The following is an 18074-nucleotide window of genomic DNA, read 5'->3' on the forward strand; positions in this document are numbered from 1 at the left end:
ACGTTCTCCGAGGAAGGCCGAAGCGGGCTCAGTTAAAGGGCTTACTTGAAGATGGCCCGGTATTTACCAACGTTCGCCTTGGTCACGATCGTCACCGGCACCGAGATGTTTTTCGGGACCGGCTGCTTGCTGATGAGCTTCATCGCGGCATTCAGGGCGGCATGGCCTTCGCCTTCCGGGTCCTGTTGAACCACTGCTGTCACGAAGCCGGCATCAATGCCCTTGATGGCCTGCGCGCTCAAGTCCCAGCCGACAATCTTCACCCGGCCAGTGGCGTCCTGCGCCGAGGTTGCCGCAACCAGACCGATCAATGCAGGCTCACCGGTTGCATAGACGATCTGCAGATTCGGATTCGCGGAAATCAGGTTTTCAGCGGCAGTTTGCGCTTGATCCTGGACATTTTGTCCATCGACGGTAGAGACAATTTTCGCGCCCGGCACCGTCGCGATGCCCGCCTTGAACCCATCGAGGCGCACGTTCTGGATAAACGAATTCAGCGCACCCACCACGCCAATGTTCGCGTTGCCGCCAAGATTTGTCTTGATGTAATTCGCCGTGTATTTGCCGATGTCTTCGCCGACTTTCTTGTTGTCCACGCCGACTTGCACCGCGTTGTCACCGTCGACAATCGCGTCGATGGTCACTACCGGAATGCCGGCTTTCTTGGCTTCTGTAATGGCGGGCTTGATGCCGTTCACGTCGATGGCGACCACGAGAATGGCATCGACTTTTTGCTGGATATAGGTTTCGATCGCGTTGTTCTGCGCGCTCGGGTCGTTGTTCGAGTTGAAGATCTCCAACTCGACGCCGGCCGCTTTTGCGGCTGCCTGGGCGCCCTGGTCCATCTGCGTGAAGAACAGCGCCTCCTGGTTGATCTGCACCATGGCGATCTTCTTGCCTGCCGCCACTGCGCTGCCTGCAATGGAAAGCAAGGCAGCGCTCAACAAGACGGCCGTCATGCGGCGGAAATTCACTTCTGCGCTCATTGGAATCCCTTTCCTGGTTGATCCGGACGTGGTTCGCGCGCTTCATGAGCGCCCCCGCGGCCGATGATTAAAGAAGGACTTCGTGGGCGCAACCGACATTGCGCCGCCCGCTTGTAAACCGGTTTATAAAAATTAATCCGCGAGTATTGGGCTGTCAATCTTTTCAAAAAAGATAAGGGTAAATACGGAGGGAGAATGGCGGAGAAGCGGCTGCTAAACGGAGCGCGGCGGTCCGACTGACGCGCGTTCGATCAACTCGACCGGCAGGCGGCGCACGGTGGGCGAAGCGGTGGGGTGTCCGGTCAGCATCGCGACCAGCAGGGCGACGCTGGTCCGGCCAAGCTCGGCGGCTGACTGGCGCACGGTGGTGATGGGGGGCATCAGGAGGCTGGCGAATTCCATGTCGTCGAAGCCGACGATCGACATGTAGCCGGGCACGTCCAGCGCGCGCTCGCGCAGTGTATCGAGCAGGCCGACCGCGATGTAGTCGCTGGTCGCGAACAGGGCGGTGGGTGGTTGCGCGCACGCGATCAGGTCGGCGCCCACGGCACGTCCGAAGCGGCGGTCGTAGGAGCCGTATCGGACAAGGTCGGCATCGAAGGGGACTTGTGCTTCGGCCAGTGCTCGCCGGTAGCCTTCCAGCCGTTCCTGCACGGTGAACAGCGTTTCGGGGCCGGTCACGTGCGCGATCCGCCGATGCCCCGCGTCAAGCAGATGGCGCGTCGCCAGATAGCTCCCTTCCACGTTGTCGACGAACACCTTGGGCACGTCGGTACCCGGCACGTCCTCGTCGACCAGCACGATGTTGGCGCGCTCGCCGATCAGATTGCGCAGCGAGCCGTCGTCCGGGCGATTGGTCGCGAAGATCAGGCCGTCGAGATGGCGGGTATCGAGCCAGCGCAGATAAAGCGTTTCACGTTCAAGTTTGTTGCGCGTGATGCAGAGCGCGAGGCCATAGCCGCTTTCGGAGGCGGCTTCCTCCACGGCATCGGCGAGCTCCGCGAAGAACGGATTGGCGACTTCGGGCATGGCCAAGCCGATAGTCTCGCTGCTACCGAGACTCAGGCGCCGGGCCAGACTGTTCTGGCGGTAGTTGAGCGCGACAACCGCGTCGTCCACGCGCTTGGCCGTTTCCGGCGGCAGCGCGAGGCTGCCGTTCAGGTAACGCGAAACGGTTGCCTTCGATACATCCGCCAGTTCGGCGACATCGCGAATCGTGGGTACTTTTGCCACTTGTGGGGTCCCCGCTGGAGTGGAGCGTAGTGTAACGCGGGGGATTTTTTCGCAGATGGGGGCAGGCTTTGTGGGGGGCTTTGGGCCTAAAAAATCCCCATCGCTCCCTCGACGCTGCGAACCATCGACAACAATCGCGGCCCGACATCGCGTTCCAACTGTCCGTCCTTGAGCAGATAAGAAGGCACGCCGCAGTTGAACACGAGGATCTCGCCGTCGGCCGATGGTCTCATTGGCACCGCCACAGCGTGCACTTCACGTCTCAGATCACCATACGACACGCAAAAGCCGCGCTCATGAAAATAGTCGATGCTCTGCAGCACGCGTTTCCCAAAGGTGTTCCATTCGTCGGGCGTCTTGACCGAGATCTCATTCAATAGCGCCTCGCGCCGATCACCCGGCAGCGCCGCGAGAAGGGCGCGGCCCATGGCGGTGCGAACAATCGGATAGCTCAAGCCGATGTCCGCAGGCAAGCCGAGCGGCGTGCTGCTGCGGCTACTTTCCAGATACACCACGTTCAGCCGGTCGCGCATGCCAAGCGATACCGACCCCCGGATGTGGTCCGCCAGCTCCTTCATTGAAGGTCGCGCGATCTGCCGCACGGCGAGACTCGCGAGCAGCGGATAACCGAGTGACAGCACGGCCGACCCGAGCTGGAACTTGTTGTTCATCCGGTTCACGCGCAGGTAGCCGAGTCTCGTCAGCGTGTAGGTGAATCGGGAGATCGTGGCCTTGCTCATGCCGGTGCGTGCGGCAAGTTCAGCGTTGCCAAGCTGCGAATCGCGCGGCGTAAAGGTATGCAGTATGTCGAGGCCGCGCGCGAGCGTAGTAGCAAATTGCCGATCGCCGTCGAATTCATCGGGCGTGTAGCGGGCCTTCGAATCCAGATAGTCGCTCGCGATCGTTGTCGTCTCCGGCGTGTTATTGCGGTCCATGGCGTCTCCTCCAATTACGCCATTTTGCTCCCCGTGTTCCGCATATCCAAACTCTGTTCAGCATAGTCGAACACTTGGCGCCTTTTTGTTCGGAAAGTTCGATAGTGAAGTCATAAGCCGAACACATGACGGAGACAGCAATGAGCAGACAAATTCCTGAATTCGATGCTGAATTCGATGCCGATTTCGATTTACTCGCCGATGTAACGCGTTTCGTGCGCGAAGAGGCGATTCCACGCGAGAACGAGATTGAGCAGGCGGATCAGGTCCCGGCGGATCTCGTCGAGCGGATGCGCGGACTCGGCTACTTTGGCTGGAGCATCCCGCGCGATTTCGGCGGCGCGGGCCTTTCCACCGAACAACTTGTTCGCGGCGCGTTTGAGCTTTCACAAGCGTCGGTGGCGTTTCGAGCGCGTGTCGGAACGAACACGGGCATTGGCTCCGAGGCGCTCGTCGCGGACGGGACTGACGACCAGAAGCATCGCTACCTGCCGCTCCTCGCATCGGGCGTGATGACCGGCGCGTTCGCTCTGACCGAGCCGGATGCCGGGTCCGACGCGACCGCGCTACAGACCACCGCCCGGCGCGACGGCGACCACTATGTGCTCGACGGCAGCAAGTGCTTCATCACCAACGCGCCCATTGCCGACCTCTTCACGGTCATGGCCCGCACCGATCCGTCCATACCCGGGGCGGGCGGCATCTCCGCGTTCCTGGTCGAGCGCGGCACGCCCGGCCTCTCGACGAGCGAGCCGTATCAGAAGATGGGGCAGGCGGGTTCTCCCGTCGGCGATGTGCATTTCAACGCGTGCCGGGTGCCGGCGGCGAACCTGATCGGTGGAAAGGAAGGGCAGGGATTTCGCACGACGATGAAGGTGCTGAACAAGCAGCGCATCCACCTCGCCGCGCTATGCACGGGTCCCGCAATCCGCATGCTCGACGAAGCGGTGGCTTATACATCCACTCGTGAGCAGTTCGGCAAACCAGTCTCGGACTTCCAGCTTGTGCAGGCGCTGATCGCCGAGTGCCAGACGGAGATCTACGCCGCCCGCTCGATGATTCTCGACACCGCGCGCAAACGCGATGCCGGCGAGGACGTCGCGCTGGAGGCATCGATGTGCAAGATGTTCGCCTCCGAGATGTGCGGGCGCGTCGCGGACCGGGCCGTGCAGATGCTCGGCGGACGCGGCTATCTCGCAGGCAATGCAGTGGAACGGTTCTATCGCGATGTCCGCGCATTTCGCATCTACGAAGGCACCACGCAGATCCATCAGTTGAACATCGCGAAGATTACGTTGCGGCGCGCGGCAGAAGCGAGAGAGGCACGGGCTAAGGACAGCGTCGGCACGACCGCTGCGTGTGCCGCATGAGCGCCGCCATGAAGTCGTCACGCACGCTCGACATCGACCGGTTGGTCAGTCCGCGTTCGATCGCGATCATGGGTGCGTCGAACGATCCTAAATCGATCAGCGGCCAGCCGATGCGCTTTCTCATGCAGCACGGCTATCAAGGCGCGCTGTATCCGGTGAACCCAAAATACGCTGAAATTGCAGGGGTCGCATGCTACGCAAGCATTGAAAGCCTGCCCACGATTCCCGATCTCGCGCTGATCCTCGTCGCCGCGCGGCGCGTGCCGGATATGTTGCGCCAGTGCGGCGAGAAGGGCATCCGCTACGCGATTGTCTACAGCTCGGGTTTCGCCGAAGCGGGAGAAGCGGGAGCTGCGCTGCAACGTGAATGCACGGCGATTGCGAGTGCTTTTGGCCTTCGCATCATCGGACCGAATTGTCAGGGTCTCGTCAGCACGGACACGGGCGTCTACGCGGGCTTCGGTGCGCCGTTTGGCGTTAATTATCGGCCAGGCGGCCTCTCGCTGATCTCTCAGAGCGGCGGCTTTGGCTGCGCGCTGTTACTCATGGCCGACGAACTCGGCATCGGCTTGCGTCATTTCATTACGACTGGCAACGAAGCCGACGTGAGCTTGCTCGACCTCGTCGATGCCTGTATCGACGACCCGCAGACGTCGCTAATTGCTACGTACATCGAAGGATTGAAGGATGCGCGTCGGCTTGTCGAAGTCGCAACCCGCGCGCTCGATGCTGGTAAGCCACTTTTAGCGTGGAAGGTCGGCAATACCGCAGACGGCGCCAAGGCGGCCGCTTCGCACACCGCGAATCTTGGTGGCGCTTCTACGTTGTATCGGACGGCGTTCCGCCAGACCGGTGTGATCGAAGTGACCGATGTGGCTGATCTCGGCGACTACGCGAAGGCGTTCGAGGCGAAGCGCTTGCCGGACGGCAACCGGATCGCGGTCGTGACCCTCTCGGGCGGCGCCGGCATCCTGATCACCGATGCATGCAGCGAACGTGGCATGACGCTTCCGCCGTTGTCGCCGCAGACGCTGGCTGCGCTTGAACCCATCGTGCCGTCGTTCGCGTCGTTGAATAATCCCGTTGACCTGACCGCCGGCATCCTCGCCGAGCCTAAAATATTTGCCGATGCGTTGCAGATCATCGCCGACGATCCCGGCATCGACTCGATCGCGATCATGGCAGCGGCTGCGAGCGGCGAAGTCGCGCTTGCGATGGCCGAGGCGATCGCGCGAGTCTATCGCGCGACCGGCAAGCCGATGATGCTTGCCTGGAACGCGCGCCGCAACATGGCGAGCGAAGCGTACGACGTGATCGAGCAGAGTGGCGTGCCGCTCTATGCAACGCCCGTGCGCTGCGGGCGCGCGTTCGCGGTGCTGTCGAACTACGCGCAGGCACGTCGCGTGCGGGAGGCGACACGCCTCGCGCCGGCGCCTTTGCGTCGTCATGTCAGGGAAGCACACGCGTTGCTCGCTGAGAGCACGGGCGACCTGACGGAGCACGCGGCGCAGGCGCTGCTCGGGCACTACGGCATCGGTACACCCAAAGGCTCACTCGCGCGCAATCGCGATGAAGCACAGTCAATCGCGCGCTCTATCGGCTTTCCGCTCGTCATCAAGGTCCAGTCGCCGGACATCCCGCACAAGACCGAAGCGGGCGCGGTGCGCGTTGGCATCCGCGACGACGCGATGCTTGCAGACGCATTCGATGAAATCGTCGCGAACGCACGGCGCCACGTTCCCGGCGCGCGAATCGACGGCGTGCTCGTGCAGGAAGAGATTCGCGATGCGGTGGAGATGATCGTCGGCATCGACAATGATCCGTCGTTCGGGCCCGCCGTGATGTGCGGACTCGGCGGAATCTACGCCGAGGTGCTGAAGGACGTGGCGTGGCGCCTCGCGCCGGTTTCGCACGCCGACGCGCATGCAATGATCCGCGAACTCCGTGCCTACGCAATCCTTGCGGGCGCGCGCGGCAAGCCACCGGGCGATATCGACGCACTGGCGGACGCGATTGTTGCAATGTCCACGATGGCGCTCGACCTCGCTCAGGGGCTGAAGGAGTTCGACATCAATCCGTTATTCGTTCTGCCTGCGGGCAAGGGCGTGCGCGCAGGCGATGCGCTCGCGCGCCGCCTGCCGCAACGGCCGCGCGAGGCGGCTGTGGATCAGGCTCAGGAAAGCGCGCATTGCGCCCAGGCTGTCGTCGACGGATAGTGTCACTAAACTTGCCCGGCCGCTTTGAAACCCGGCGTCGAAGGCCCATTGCGACGCCCACGTCAGTTCGCATTCTTCGCGAGACCCTCATGCACAGCCATCCGCAATCCGGCGCGACCACCTCGGGCGACACCACGCCCGACGAAGCCGAGCGCACTTATCGCAAGGTGTTTTTCCGGCTGATTCCGCTGCTGTTTCTCTGCTACGTGATCAGCTATATCGACCGTGTGAACATCAGTTTCGCCAAGCTGCAGTTCATGCACGACCTCGGTTTTTCCGAGGCGACGTACGGCCTGGGCGCCGGCCTGTTCTTTATCGGCTACGTGCTTTTTGAAGTGCCGAGCAATCTGTGGATGCAACGCGTCGGCGCGCGCCGCACGCTCTTGCGCATCATGTTTGCGTGGGGACTTGCATCAAGCCTGATGATGTTCGTTCGCACACCGACGCAGTTCTACGCCATGCGGTTTCTGCTGGGTGTCACCGAAGCGGGCTTTTTCCCCGGGATTATCTATTATCTGAGCTGCTGGTTTCCAGGCGCCCGGCGCGCACGCGTGACCGCATTCCTGATGATGGCGACCGCTGTGGCGGGGATTGTCGGTGGCCCGATGTCAGGGTTCATCATGACGCGGCTAGCCGGCGTCGGTGGTTTGCCCGGCTGGCAGTGGCTCTTCCTGCTGGAAGGCGTGCCCGCTGTCACGCTCGGCATCTTCGCTTTCTTCTACCTCGGCGATTCGCCCGCGGAGGTTCGCTGGCTTAGCGACGGCGAGAAGGCGTTGATATCGCGTGAACTCCTTGCCGACGAACAGTCGAAGCACTCCGGCCATCTGGAAGGACTGCGTGGCGCGCTCGCGAATCCGCGCGTCTATCTTGCGGCGATCGTCTACTTCGCCGTGATGATGCCGTTCAATGCGATCGGCTTCTGGGCGCCGACCATTATTCGTGATCTGGGCGTGGCTAACGTGCTCGATGTGGGCTTGCTGTCGGCGCTCGTGTTCATCGCGGCGGCGATCGGGACATACGTTGTGGGGGCGAGTTCCGACCGGATGATGGAGCGCCGCTGGCATGTGGCGGGCAGCGCAGCGGTGACGGCGCTCGCCTTCGCGTTGCTGCCTGCAGCGGGCCATAGCGTCGCGATCGGTGTCGGTCTGCTTGCACTGGCGGCCGCGGCATCGTACGGCTGTTTCGTCGTGTTCTGGACGATACCCCAGACGTTCCTGCCGCGCTCGTCGGCGGCGGGCGGCATTGCGATGATCACGAGTCTCGGCGGTACGGGCGGCTTCGTGAGCCCGGCATTCGTGGGCTGGACCAAGATGCATACGGGAAGCGCGGAGGTCGGGCTGATCGGGCTTGCCGTTGTATTGATGGCGGGCGTCGTGTTGATGCTGATTGTCTTCCCCGCCTCGGGAAGCAAGCCCGCGACAGGGCAGGCCCCAAGCAGCAAAGCGCCGGCGCAACCGGGCCTTGGACATACGCATCGGTAGATGCCATTCCCGATGGACCCTGCGAGGCCCATCCCCAAACGTTACTGACTGACCTGAGCCGCACTCGCAGGACTCGCGGCAGTCGCCGCTTCCACCGGATGCCGCGGATCGTGCAGCGCGCTGTCCGACCAGCCGCCGCCCAGGTCGCCGATCAGCGACGCGGCGTCGAGCAGCCGGGACTCTTGCACGTTCAACGCGGTTTGCTGGGTGTTCAACTGGCTCGCCTGGGCCGTCGCTACGGTGGTGTAGTCGACGGTGCCGGCTTGATATTCGTTGAGGGCAATCTCGGCGCCGCGCGTTGCATCGCGCACCGCGGAATCCAGCGTGTCCGACTGCTCAGCCAAAATACGCAAGCCGGACAGGTCATTCTCGACATCTTCGAACGCCGTCAGCACCGTGCCGCGATAATTGGCGACGGCTCCCTGGTAGGCCGCCTTGGCGGCCGCGACTTCGCCGCTGCGTTCGCCGCCGTCGAAGATCGTTTCGGTGGCGCTGCCGCCCAGCGACCAGACATAGTTGGCCACATGCAGCAAGCCGCCCAACGGCGATTGCGTGAAGCCGTCCAGCGCGGACAGCGACACCGTTGGGTAGTAGGCCGCGACCGCGACTCCGATCGCAGCATTCTCGGACGCCATCTGGCGTTCGGCCGTCGAGATATCGGGCCGGCGTTGCAGCAGGGTTGAAGGAACGCCAACCGGAATCGCCGGCAAAGTCGGCATTGTGGTGCTGTGCGGGATGACCAGGTCCTCGGGGTTCTTGCCGACCAGCACCGCAATCGCATGCTCGTATTGAGCGCGTGCGACGCCGAGCGCAATCAGGCTCGACTGCGTATTAGCGAGCTGGGTGCGCGCGGAGATCACGTCGGAAGGAGCGATGGTGCCGTACTTGTCCTGGTCGGCCACTACGCTCAGAAAGTGCTGGTACGCCTTGACCGTTTGCTGCAGCAAGTCGATATCGGCGTCGCTGGTACGCAGCTGGATCACGGCGGTGGCGAGCGCAATCTGTTCGGAAAGCGTAGCATTCGCGAGCGTTGCTTCGCTGGCCTGCGCGGTGGCGGCATTCTGTTCGATCGTGCGGCGCACCGAGCCCCACAGGTCAGGTGCCCAACTGACATTGCCTTCGAGCGAGCCGGAGTTATTTACCCTCTGGATGTTGCCGAAGCTGCTGCTGGTGCTCGTCGAGCCGGTGGCGCTGCGTTGCCGGGTGCCCGAGCCTGTTACGCCTATCGTTGGAAACAGGCCGGAGCGTGCAACCTTCACCTCGGCGAGCGCCTCCTGGTAGTTGGCATAATCCTGCGCCACGGTCTGGTTGGAGACCACTACTTGTGGTTCGAGCTCGTCAAGCAGCGGATCGTTGAAGCCGGTCCACCACGCGCCCTTGGGTCCGCTGGCGTTTGGCTCGGCCTGGGTCCAGCCGGGTAGTTCGCGGAAGGTTGCGGGGACGCTGACCTGCGGCCGGTGATAGTCCGGCCCGACCATGCAGCCGCCGAGCAGGAGGGCCGCTGCGGCGGCCAGGGGTTTGGAGGAAATCTTCATCTTCATGCCTTTGTATCCGTTTGCCCCGATTGCTCCGGCGGCCCCATTTGATCCGCTTGCCGGTTCCATGGCAGTCCGGAAGACCACTTGACGAGCTTGAAGCGCAACCGGTCCAGGTACAGGTAGATCACCGGTGTGGTGTACAGCGTAAAGACCTGGCTCAGGATCAGGCCGCCCATCACGGTAATACCGAGCGGCTGGCGCAACGACGCACCCTGGCCGATACCAATCGCGAGCGGCACCGCGCCGAGCACGGCGGCGAACGTGGTCATCATGATCGGCCGCAGACGCACGACGGCGGCGGCATGAATCGCCTCCTTGGCCGGCATGCCTTCCTTGCGTTGCAACTGGATCGCCACGTCCACCATCATGATCCCGTTCTTCTTGACAATACCGATCAGCAAGATGATGCCGATCAGCGCGATCACCGAGAACGGCGTGCCGAAAATCAGCAGCGCGAGGGTAGCGCCGATACCGGCCGAGGGCAGCGTCGACAGGATCGTGAGCGGGTGAATCGAGCTTTCATAGAGTACGCCGAGCACGATGTAGACCACGCCGAGCGCCGCGAGGATCAGCAACGGGATAGTGCCCGTCGACTGCGCGTAGGCTTGCGCCGCCCCCGCGAACGCACCATGGATGCTGGCCGGCATGCCGATCTCGCGCTCCGCGTTCTCGATCGCCACCTGGGCCGTGCTCAGGGACCCGTTCGGCGGCAGGTTGAACGAGATCGTCGCGGCGACCAGTCCGTTCTGATGGTTCACCTGGGTCGACGTATGGTTGCTGGTGTAGCTGACGAGCGCCGGCAGCGGCACCATTGTCTCGGCCGAGGTGCTGTCCGCGCTGCCGCTTGAACTGCCGCCCTTGCTGTTGGAGATGCTGTTGTTGGTTGCGTTGGCTTGCGCGTTCGAGTTCAATGAGTTGGTACTCGATGAGGCACTCGACGCCGCGCTGACTGCGGCCGCAGCGGTTATGCCCTTGACTGTCGCGCCCGGCATTTGCGTCTGCTGCGAACCGGTCGGATTGCCCGCCGCCGTGCTCATGAAAATCTGGTTGAGCGTCTGCGGATATTGCCAGTACTCCGGCGCCACTTCCATCACCACGAAGTACTGGTTAAGCGGGTTGTAGATGGTCGATACCGTTCTCTGGCCGAACGCGTCATACAGCACGTTGTCAATCTGGTTCGGCGCAAAGCCGTACCTAGCCGCCGTCGCGCGGTTGAAATTGACGTAGGTCTGCAGACCGTTTTGCTGCAGGTCCGAGTTCACGTCGAGCACCTCGCCGCGCTGCTTGCTGAGCGCGGTCACGAGCTTGGGCGTCCACGCGAACAGCGCGGCGGAATCTTCGCTTGTCAGCGTGTACTGGTATTCAGCGGCCGATTGCCGTCCGCCGATCCGAAGATCCTGCTGCGCCTGCACGAACAGCCGCGCGCCCGAGACCTGGTTCAGCTTGGGCCGCAAGCGGTTGACCACTTCGGTCGCCGTTGCATGTCGCTGGGCCAGCGGCTTGAGTTCAATGAAGACGTTCGCGGTGTTCAACGCGCGGCCGCCCGTAAAACCCGCCACTGACTGAACCGCCGGGTCCTTCTGAACGATCGACTGCAACTGGGCGAGTTTCTTTTCCATCGCCGGGAAGGAAATGCTCTGGTCGGCAATGATCTGCCCGATCAGAATGCCGGTGTCCTGCTCCGGGAAAAAAGTGGCCGGCAGCAGTTTGAGCAGGAAGAAGTTCGCGACCAGCAGGCCGATCAACAACAGGATCACCAGCAGCGAATGGTCCAGCACGGCGGTGAGCGAACGCGAGTAGCCGTTCTTGAAACGCTCGAATTGCGCTTCGACCCAGGTCGCCCAGCGGGCTCTCGAATGTCCGGCGTGCTCGCGGCTCAGCACGTAAGCGCACATGGCCGGCGTGACCGTCAGCGAGATCACGAGCGAGATCAGGATCGCAATGGAAAGCGTCACTGCGAACTCGTGGAACAGCAGGCCGACGATGCCCGGCATCAGGAGAATGGGCAGGAACACTGCGATCAGCGAGAGGCTCATCGAGATCACCGTGAAGCCCACTTCGCCGCTGCCCTTTAGCGCAGCTTCTTTCGGACTCAGACCCAATTCCAGGTGGCGCGTGATGTTTTCCAGCACCACCACTGCATCGTCCACTACGAAGCCGGTGCCGATAGTAAGCGCCATCAGCGAGAGGTTGTCGATGCTGTAGCCGAGCAGGTACATCGGCCCGAAGGTGCCCACGATTGATAGCGGCAACGCCACCGCCGGGACCAGCGTGGCACGCGGCGACTGCAGAAAGACAAATACCACGCCGACCACCAGCAGCACGGCAATAAACAGCGTGCGCTCGGTATCGGCCACCGACGCCCGCACCGATTCCGAGCGGTCGATCGCGACGTTGACATGGACGCTGTGCGGCAGCGTTGCCTCGATCGCGGGCAGGACGTTCCTGATCTGTCTGACCGTACTGACAATGTTACTGCCGGGCATTGGGTAGACGATCACCAGCACGGCCGACTTGCCGTTATAGAGCCCGGCATTACGGATGTTTTCGTTGGAGTCCCTGACCTGCGCGACATCGCGCAGCAGCACGGGCGCACCATTGCGATAGGCGACGACCAGGTCGCGGTAAGGCGCCGCCTTGTTGATCTGGTCGTTGGACAAGACTACATAGCGCTGGTCCCCCTGGTCGAGGTGGCCCTTCGCACTGTTGGCATTGGCCGCGCTGATGGCCGCGCGCACGTCCTCAAGGCCTAGCCCGTAGCTGTTCAGTTTGCCCGGCTGCAACTCCACACGCACCGAGGGCAACGCGCCACCGCCCAGCGTGATCTGGCCCACGCCGTTGACCTGCGACAGTTGCTGCTGGATCACGGAATCCGCGGAGTCGTAAAGCTGCGCCTTGGTGAGCGTGTCCGAGGTCAGCGAGAGCACCATGATCGGCGAATCCGCCGGGTTGTACTGGCGATAGCTCGGATTGCTGCGCAAGGTGGTCGGCAAGTCTGCACGCGCTGCCTGGATGGCCGCCTCGACGTCGCGGGCCGCGCCATTGATGTCGCGGTTCAACCCGAACTCGACCACGATCATCGAGGAGCCCACGTAGCTGATCGAGGTCAGCTCTTCCACATTGGCAATCGCGCCGAGCCGCCGTTCAAGCGGCTCCGCCACGGTGGACGCCATGATGTCCGGGCTCGCGCCCGCCATGTTGGCCTGCACCACGATCACCGGGAAGGCAATGTTCGGCAGCGGCGCAACAGGGAGCTGGAAATAGGCCAGGGCGCCCGCAATCAGGATCGCGACCGCGAGAAGGGTGGTCGCGACCGGGCGCCGGATGAATAACGCCGATATGTTCACGGCGCACCCTCCTCCGGAACAGCAGGCGTTTCAGGCTTGTTCCGATTACGCCAGCGCCGCGTGCGTTCCGCCATCCGGTCGAAGAACAGATAGATGACCGGGGTGGTGAAGAGCGTGAGAATCTGGCTCAAGGTCAAGCCGCCTATGATCGCCAGACCCAGCGGGCGGCGCAACTCCGACCCCGTGCCGCTGCCGAGCAACATGGGCAGGGCGCCGAGCATGGCCGCGAGCGTCGTCATCAGGATCGGCCTGAAGCGCAGCAGCGACGCCTCGAAGATCGCCTCGCGTGCGGGCTTGCCGTGGTTGCGTTCGGCATCGAGCGCGAAGTCCACCATCATGATGGCGTTCTTCTTCACGATACCAATCAGCAGCACGATGCCGATGATCCCGATCACGTCCAGGTCGCTGCCAGCGATCATCAGCGAGAGCAGTGCGCCGATCCCCGCCGAGGGCAGCGTCGAAAGAATCGTCACCGGATGGATGAAGCTCTCATACAGCACGCCCAGCACGATATACACCGCCACCAGCGCAGCGATCAGCAGGTACACCTCACTCGACAACGAATCCTGGAACGCCTGCGCCGCGCCCTGTAGCGAGGAGGTGATCGACGGCGGCAGACTGACCGCCTGTTCGGCTTCGTGAATGCGCGCGACCGCCGTGCTCAACGACGCATCCTTCGCGAGGTTGAACGAGATGGTGACGGCCGGGAATTGCGCCAGATGGCTGATCACAAGCGGCGATTTGACGATCTGGATCTTGGCGATCCCGGAGAGCGGCACCTGACCGGTACTGCTCGTCTGGCTCGGCAGATAGATATTGCCGATCGACTCCACGTTGGGCAGCGACTCGGGCTTGGCGACGAGGATCACCCGGTACTGGTCCGACTGCTGGAAGATGGTCGAGACAATCCGCTGGCCCAGCGCGTCGTAGAGCGCGTTGTCGACAGTGGCCGGGGTGATGCCGAAACGCGCGGCCAGTTGCCGGTTGACTTCAACATTCACGCTCAAGCCGTCGGAGTTCATATCGCTTTGGACATCGGCGAGCGAAGGAATCGCTTTCAGGCGTGCAATCAGTTCCGGAACGTACTTCTGGAACGCCTGCTGGTTCGGTCCGCGCAGCACGAAGCTGTACTGGTTCGGCGAGACCGTGGTGTCGAGCGTCAGGTCCTGCTCCGGCTGCATATAGAGCTTGATTCCCGATACATTCGCAACTTCGTCCTGCAGGCGCCGTGCGATCTCCTGCGCGGTGTCCGAGCGCTTGTCGTGGTCGCGCAGGTTGATCAGGAAGCGGCCGTTGTTCAGCGTCGAGTTGGTACCGTCGATCCCCACGTAGGAGGTGAGCGAGACGACATCGGGATCTTTCAGGATCGCATCGGCGAGCGCCCGCTGGCGCGTCACCATCGCCTTGTATGAGACCGAGTTGTCGGCCACGCTGATCCCTTCGATCACGCCCACGTCCTGCACCGGGAACAGCCCCTTCGGGATCACGATGTACAGGACGGCGGTCAGCACGACGGTGCCTATAGCCACCATCAGGGTCAGGATCTGGTGATCCAGCACCCAGCGCAAGCCCCGTTCGTAGGCGGCGAGCGTCTTGTCGAAGAGGCCTTCGCTGATGCGCTCGAAGCGGCTCGGATGGCGGTCGACCTGAGCTTTCAAGAGCCGTGCGCAGAGCATGGGCACCACGGTCAACGAGACCACCGCAGACAGCACGATAGTGACCGCGAGCGTCACCGCGAATTCGCTGAACAGACGCCCGATCACGCCGCCCATGAAGAGCAGCGGGATCAGCACCGCAATCAGCGAGATGGTCAGCGAAAGAATGGTGAAGCCGATCTGCCCGGCACCTTCAAGCGCGGCTTCGAGCGGCGTCTTGCCTTCCTCCAGATATCGCACGATGTTCTCGATCATCACGATCGAGTCGTCGACCACGAAGCCGGTCGCAATGATCAAGGCCATCAGCGAGAGATTATCGATGGAGTAGTTCAACTGGTACATCACGGCCAGCGTGCCGATCAGCGACACCGGCACCGAGATGCTCGGAATGATCGTGGCCGGCACGTTGCGCAGGAACACGAAGATCACCGCGACCACCAGCACGATCGCCAGCCCGAGTTCGAGCGCCGCGTCGGAGACCGACGAGCGGATCACGCCCGTGCTGTCCGAGACCACGGTGACCTTCATGCCGGCCGGCAACGTGGATTCGAGCTGCGGCAACTGCTTCATGATCTGGTTGACGGTCGCGATCACGTTCGCGCCCGGCTGGCGCTGGACGTTCAGCACGATCGCGGGCGTGCCGTTGTACCAGGCGCCGCGCTCGACGTCCTGAGGCGCCGAGGTCACGTTGGCGACGTCGCGCATGAACACAGGCGCGCCGTTCTGGTAGGCGATGACCGTGTTCAGGTAGTCCTTCGGATCGCTGATCTGGTCGTTGCCGTTGATCGTGTAATCAAGGTCGGGACCGTCGAAGTTGCCCTTGGGCTGGCTGACGTTGACGTAGCTGAGCAACGTGCGCAGATCGTCGATATTCAGGCCATAGGCCGCCAGCTTGTGCGGGTCCGCTTCTACACGGATGGCGGGGACATTGCCCCCGCTGGTGGTGACCACACCCACGCCCGACACTTCCGAAATCTTCGTGCCGAGGCGGTTATTGGCGGCGTCTTCCAGTTGCGTGAGCGACATGGAAGTGGACGTGACCGCCAGCGTCAGGATCGGCTGGTCCGCCGGATTCACCTTCGCATAGGTTGGCGGTCCAGGCAGACCGGTCGGCAGAAAGCTGTTGGCTGCGTTGATGGCCTGCTGGACATTCTGCTGGGCGATGTCGAGGTTCAGCGACAGGTCGAACTGCAACGTAATGACCGACGCGCCGTCCGAACTGTACGAGGTCATCTGCTGCAAGCCGGGAATCTCGCCCAGTTGCACTTCGAGCGGCGCGGTCACCGTGGTGGCCATCACGTCCGGGCTCGCACCCGGATAGAAGGTCTGCACCTGGATGGTCGGATAGTCGACGTTAGGCAGCGAGGAAACCGGCAAGACGCGCACGGCGATAAGGCCCACTAATACGAGGGCGATCATCAGCAGCAGCGTGGCTACCGGTCTAAGAATAAACAGGCGGGAGATATTCATCGGCGCGTGAGCTCGGCTTCTACGAGGCTGCGTCGGCAGCGGCTGCAGCCGTGTCCGAGGCGCCGCCGCGGGCGTGCTTGTGCTGAGCCTGAGCGCCGCTCGCCGCGCCTGCTCCGGATGCCGGCGCTTCAGCGGCAGCGCCGCCCGATGCGGGCCGCGCTGCTGCCGCCTGGATCTTCGCGCCGTCGCTCAAGCGGTCGGTGCCGTCGGTCACGACCGTGTTGCCCGCAGCAAGCCCGGACGTAATGACCGTGTTCTTGCCGTCGCTCGGGCCGAGCGTGACCTTGTGCACGGATACGGTGTTATTCGCATTCACCAGGTAGACATAGTCGCCCGGCGCGCCAGTTTGCACTGCTGGCGTAGGCACCAGCACGGCATTTTGCAGCGTATCTACAAGCAGCTTGACGTTCACGAACTCACTCGGGAACAGCGCCTCGTCGTCATTGGGGAACGTCGCCCGAAGGGTCACTGTGCCCGTGCTCGTCGCCATCTGGTTGCTGACTGCGTAGAGCGTGCCGGTAGCGATCTCCTTCGAGTTGTCGCTGCTGTACGCGGTGACCGGCAGGCTCGCGCCCCCGTGCATGCGCTGCAGCACGCTCGCGAGCGAGTCTTGCGGCACCGTGAATTGAACAGTGGTCGGCTTCATGGTGGTGATGACCACGATACCCGGCGAAGACGAAGCGGTCACGTAGTTGCCGGGATCGACGAGACGCAGGCCGACGCGACCGGAAACCGGCGCGGTGATGCGGCAATAAGCCAGGTCGAGGTCGAATTGTGCAATGTTGGCCAGGTCGACCTTCACCGCGGCCTCGTCTTGCTGCACCAGGAATTGCTGGTCGGCGAAGGTCTGTTCGGCAATGGACTTGCGCTCGTTCAACTGCGTGAAGCGGACGAGGTCGGCGCGCGCCTGCGCAAGCGCAGCCCGGTCCTTGGCGAGAGTGGCCTCGGCCTGCTGCTTGTCGATTTCATACTGGCGCGGATCGATCTGGGCAAGGAATTGCCCCTTCTGCACGTCCTGGCCTTCCTTATAGCCGACCGACGTCAGGTATCCGCTCAGTTGCGGCAGCACGGTCACGGTGGCAGTGGGCGTCACGGTGCCCAGTTCACTCAGGATTTCCGGCATTGAGCCGAGCGTCGCGGTAGCGACCGTCACGACTTGCGGCGGGGTCGCGCGCTGCGGTTTCTTGGCCCGCAGCACATGCACGACCACGACCGCTATCAGCGCCAGCACCACCAACAACAGCACGATAGGCCAGCGCTTCGAGCGCTTTACCTGCGTGGAACCGGTGTCGCTCATACCACTCATACCTACGCCCTCCGAAAACAAACCCTGCCGTGGATAACCGGGTGGCTCAATGAAGAACCGGCCCGGCGAGTGCCGCATGTTTCGCATGTCTCTTGTCCCCGGCTAAGCCGGGGTATGACGGAAGCTCCGTCACGGTCCGCAAAAAGCTCGCTGCATCAGCCGGGCATTCCTGCATGTTTCCGCGTGTTTATTCGTTAGCGAAGCGCTTGGGCAAAACCCGGCGACTTCTCCTATGCACATGCCTCTGAATTCGCGTTGTGGCGGATCTTAAGGTCTCGCAAGGTCTTGCTCACCCATAAGCGGACACGGCGTGGCATCGAAAGTATTGCGTCCCTTGAGATCGAACGAGTAAATACAAGTTCATCGGACAGGATGCAATGACGTTCAGCCACGAACGAATAAGACCGTATCGCAGTGTAGCGAACCGGACGCTGATTATTGAACGGACGTGTGGGGCGAAGCATTCCGAACCATTACGATAGGAGCGTGCGTAACATCGCGTAATACGACGGTGGACTTTCTTAAGAAAGTACCGCA

Annotated in this window: 10 protein-coding genes; 3 read left to right on the forward strand and 7 right to left on the reverse strand. The window is 62.6% G+C overall.

Annotated features, from left to right (window positions below; genetic code table 11):
• Positions 1 to 41 precede the first annotated feature (41 nt).
• The 3 genes from GSQ93_RS27535 to GSQ93_RS27545 form a co-directional block, all read right to left on the reverse strand.
• A complete protein-coding gene (locus GSQ93_RS27535; protein ID WP_158938821.1) occupies positions 42 to 986 on the reverse strand; it encodes a substrate-binding domain-containing protein in 945 nt (314 codons plus the stop codon).
• 213 nt (positions 987 to 1199) lie between these two features.
• Positions 1200 to 2219 carry a LacI family DNA-binding transcriptional regulator gene (locus tag GSQ93_RS27540; protein WP_158938822.1) on the reverse strand — a complete coding sequence of 340 codons (1020 nt, stop codon included), beginning with the start codon at positions 2217 to 2219 and terminating at the stop codon, positions 1200 to 1202.
• A gap of 86 nt (positions 2220 to 2305) precedes the next feature.
• A complete protein-coding gene (locus tag GSQ93_RS27545; protein WP_158938823.1) occupies positions 2306 to 3154 on the reverse strand; it encodes an IclR family transcriptional regulator in 849 nt (282 codons plus the stop codon).
• A 140-nt stretch (positions 3155 to 3294) separates the two neighbouring features.
• Between GSQ93_RS27545 and GSQ93_RS27550 the strand changes: the two genes are divergently transcribed.
• From GSQ93_RS27550 to GSQ93_RS27560, 3 genes are all read left to right on the forward strand, one after another.
• Positions 3295 to 4524, forward strand: a complete 1230-nt coding sequence (locus GSQ93_RS27550; protein ID WP_254074090.1) for an acyl-CoA dehydrogenase family protein — start codon at positions 3295 to 3297, stop codon at positions 4522 to 4524.
• An 8-nt stretch (positions 4525 to 4532) separates the two neighbouring features.
• Complete coding sequence (locus tag GSQ93_RS27555; protein ID WP_254074091.1) at positions 4533 to 6740, forward strand: acetate--CoA ligase family protein; 2208 nt, start codon at positions 4533 to 4535, stop codon at positions 6738 to 6740.
• A gap of 89 nt (positions 6741 to 6829) precedes the next feature.
• On the forward strand, positions 6830 to 8221 hold the full coding sequence (locus tag GSQ93_RS27560; RefSeq protein ID WP_158938825.1) for an MFS transporter: 1392 nt from the start codon (positions 6830 to 6832) through the stop codon (positions 8219 to 8221).
• Between the two features lie 41 nt (positions 8222 to 8262).
• On the opposite strand, the gene GSQ93_RS27565 is transcribed toward GSQ93_RS27560, so the two are convergent.
• From GSQ93_RS27565 to GSQ93_RS27580, 4 genes are read right to left on the reverse strand one after another with little or no spacing between them, the layout of a single operon-like run.
• Positions 8263 to 9756, reverse strand: coding sequence for an efflux transporter outer membrane subunit (locus GSQ93_RS27565; RefSeq protein ID WP_158939044.1), 1494 nt, complete (start codon positions 9754 to 9756; stop codon positions 8263 to 8265).
• Between the two features lie 2 nt (positions 9757 to 9758).
• Positions 9759 to 13106, reverse strand: a complete 3348-nt coding sequence (locus tag GSQ93_RS27570; protein ID WP_158938826.1) for an efflux RND transporter permease subunit — start codon at positions 13104 to 13106, stop codon at positions 9759 to 9761.
• A complete protein-coding gene (locus tag GSQ93_RS27575; protein WP_158938827.1) occupies positions 13103 to 16231 on the reverse strand; it encodes an efflux RND transporter permease subunit in 3129 nt (1042 codons plus the stop codon). The genes GSQ93_RS27570 and GSQ93_RS27575 overlap by 4 nt, the downstream gene beginning before the upstream one ends.
• A 19-nt stretch (positions 16232 to 16250) precedes the next feature.
• Positions 16251 to 17528: an efflux RND transporter periplasmic adaptor subunit gene (locus tag GSQ93_RS27580; RefSeq protein WP_158939045.1), complete on the reverse strand. Its 1278-nt coding sequence runs from the start codon at positions 17526 to 17528 to the stop codon at positions 16251 to 16253.
• Positions 17529 to 18074: the final 546 nt, after the last annotated feature.

The sequence above is a fragment of the Burkholderia sp. S171 genome (genome assembly GCF_009766085.1).
In the GTDB taxonomy this organism is placed as follows: domain Bacteria; phylum Pseudomonadota; class Gammaproteobacteria; order Burkholderiales; family Burkholderiaceae; genus Caballeronia.

Coding starts and splice junctions, on each gene's coding strand:
- GSQ93_RS27535 (WP_158938821.1), bottom strand. CDS start 986: ATGAGCGCAGAAGTGAATTTCCGCCGCATGACGGCCGTCTTGTTGAGC.
- GSQ93_RS27545 (WP_158938823.1), bottom strand. CDS start 3,154: ATGGACCGCAATAACACGCCGGAGACGACAACGATCGCGAGCGACTAT.
- GSQ93_RS27550 (WP_254074090.1), top strand. CDS start 3,295: ATGAGCAGACAAATTCCTGAATTCGATGCTGAATTCGATGCCGATTTC.
- GSQ93_RS27555 (WP_254074091.1), top strand. CDS start 4,533: ATGAAGTCGTCACGCACGCTCGACATCGACCGGTTGGTCAGTCCGCGT.
- GSQ93_RS27560 (WP_158938825.1), top strand. CDS start 6,830: ATGCACAGCCATCCGCAATCCGGCGCGACCACCTCGGGCGACACCACG.
- GSQ93_RS27565 (WP_158939044.1), bottom strand. CDS start 9,756: ATGAAGATTTCCTCCAAACCCCTGGCCGCCGCAGCGGCCCTCCTGCTC.
- GSQ93_RS27575 (WP_158938827.1), bottom strand. CDS start 16,231: ATGAATATCTCCCGCCTGTTTATTCTTAGACCGGTAGCCACGCTGCTG.
- GSQ93_RS27580 (WP_158939045.1), bottom strand. CDS start 17,528: ATGAGCGACACCGGTTCCACGCAGGTAAAGCGCTCGAAGCGCTGGCCT.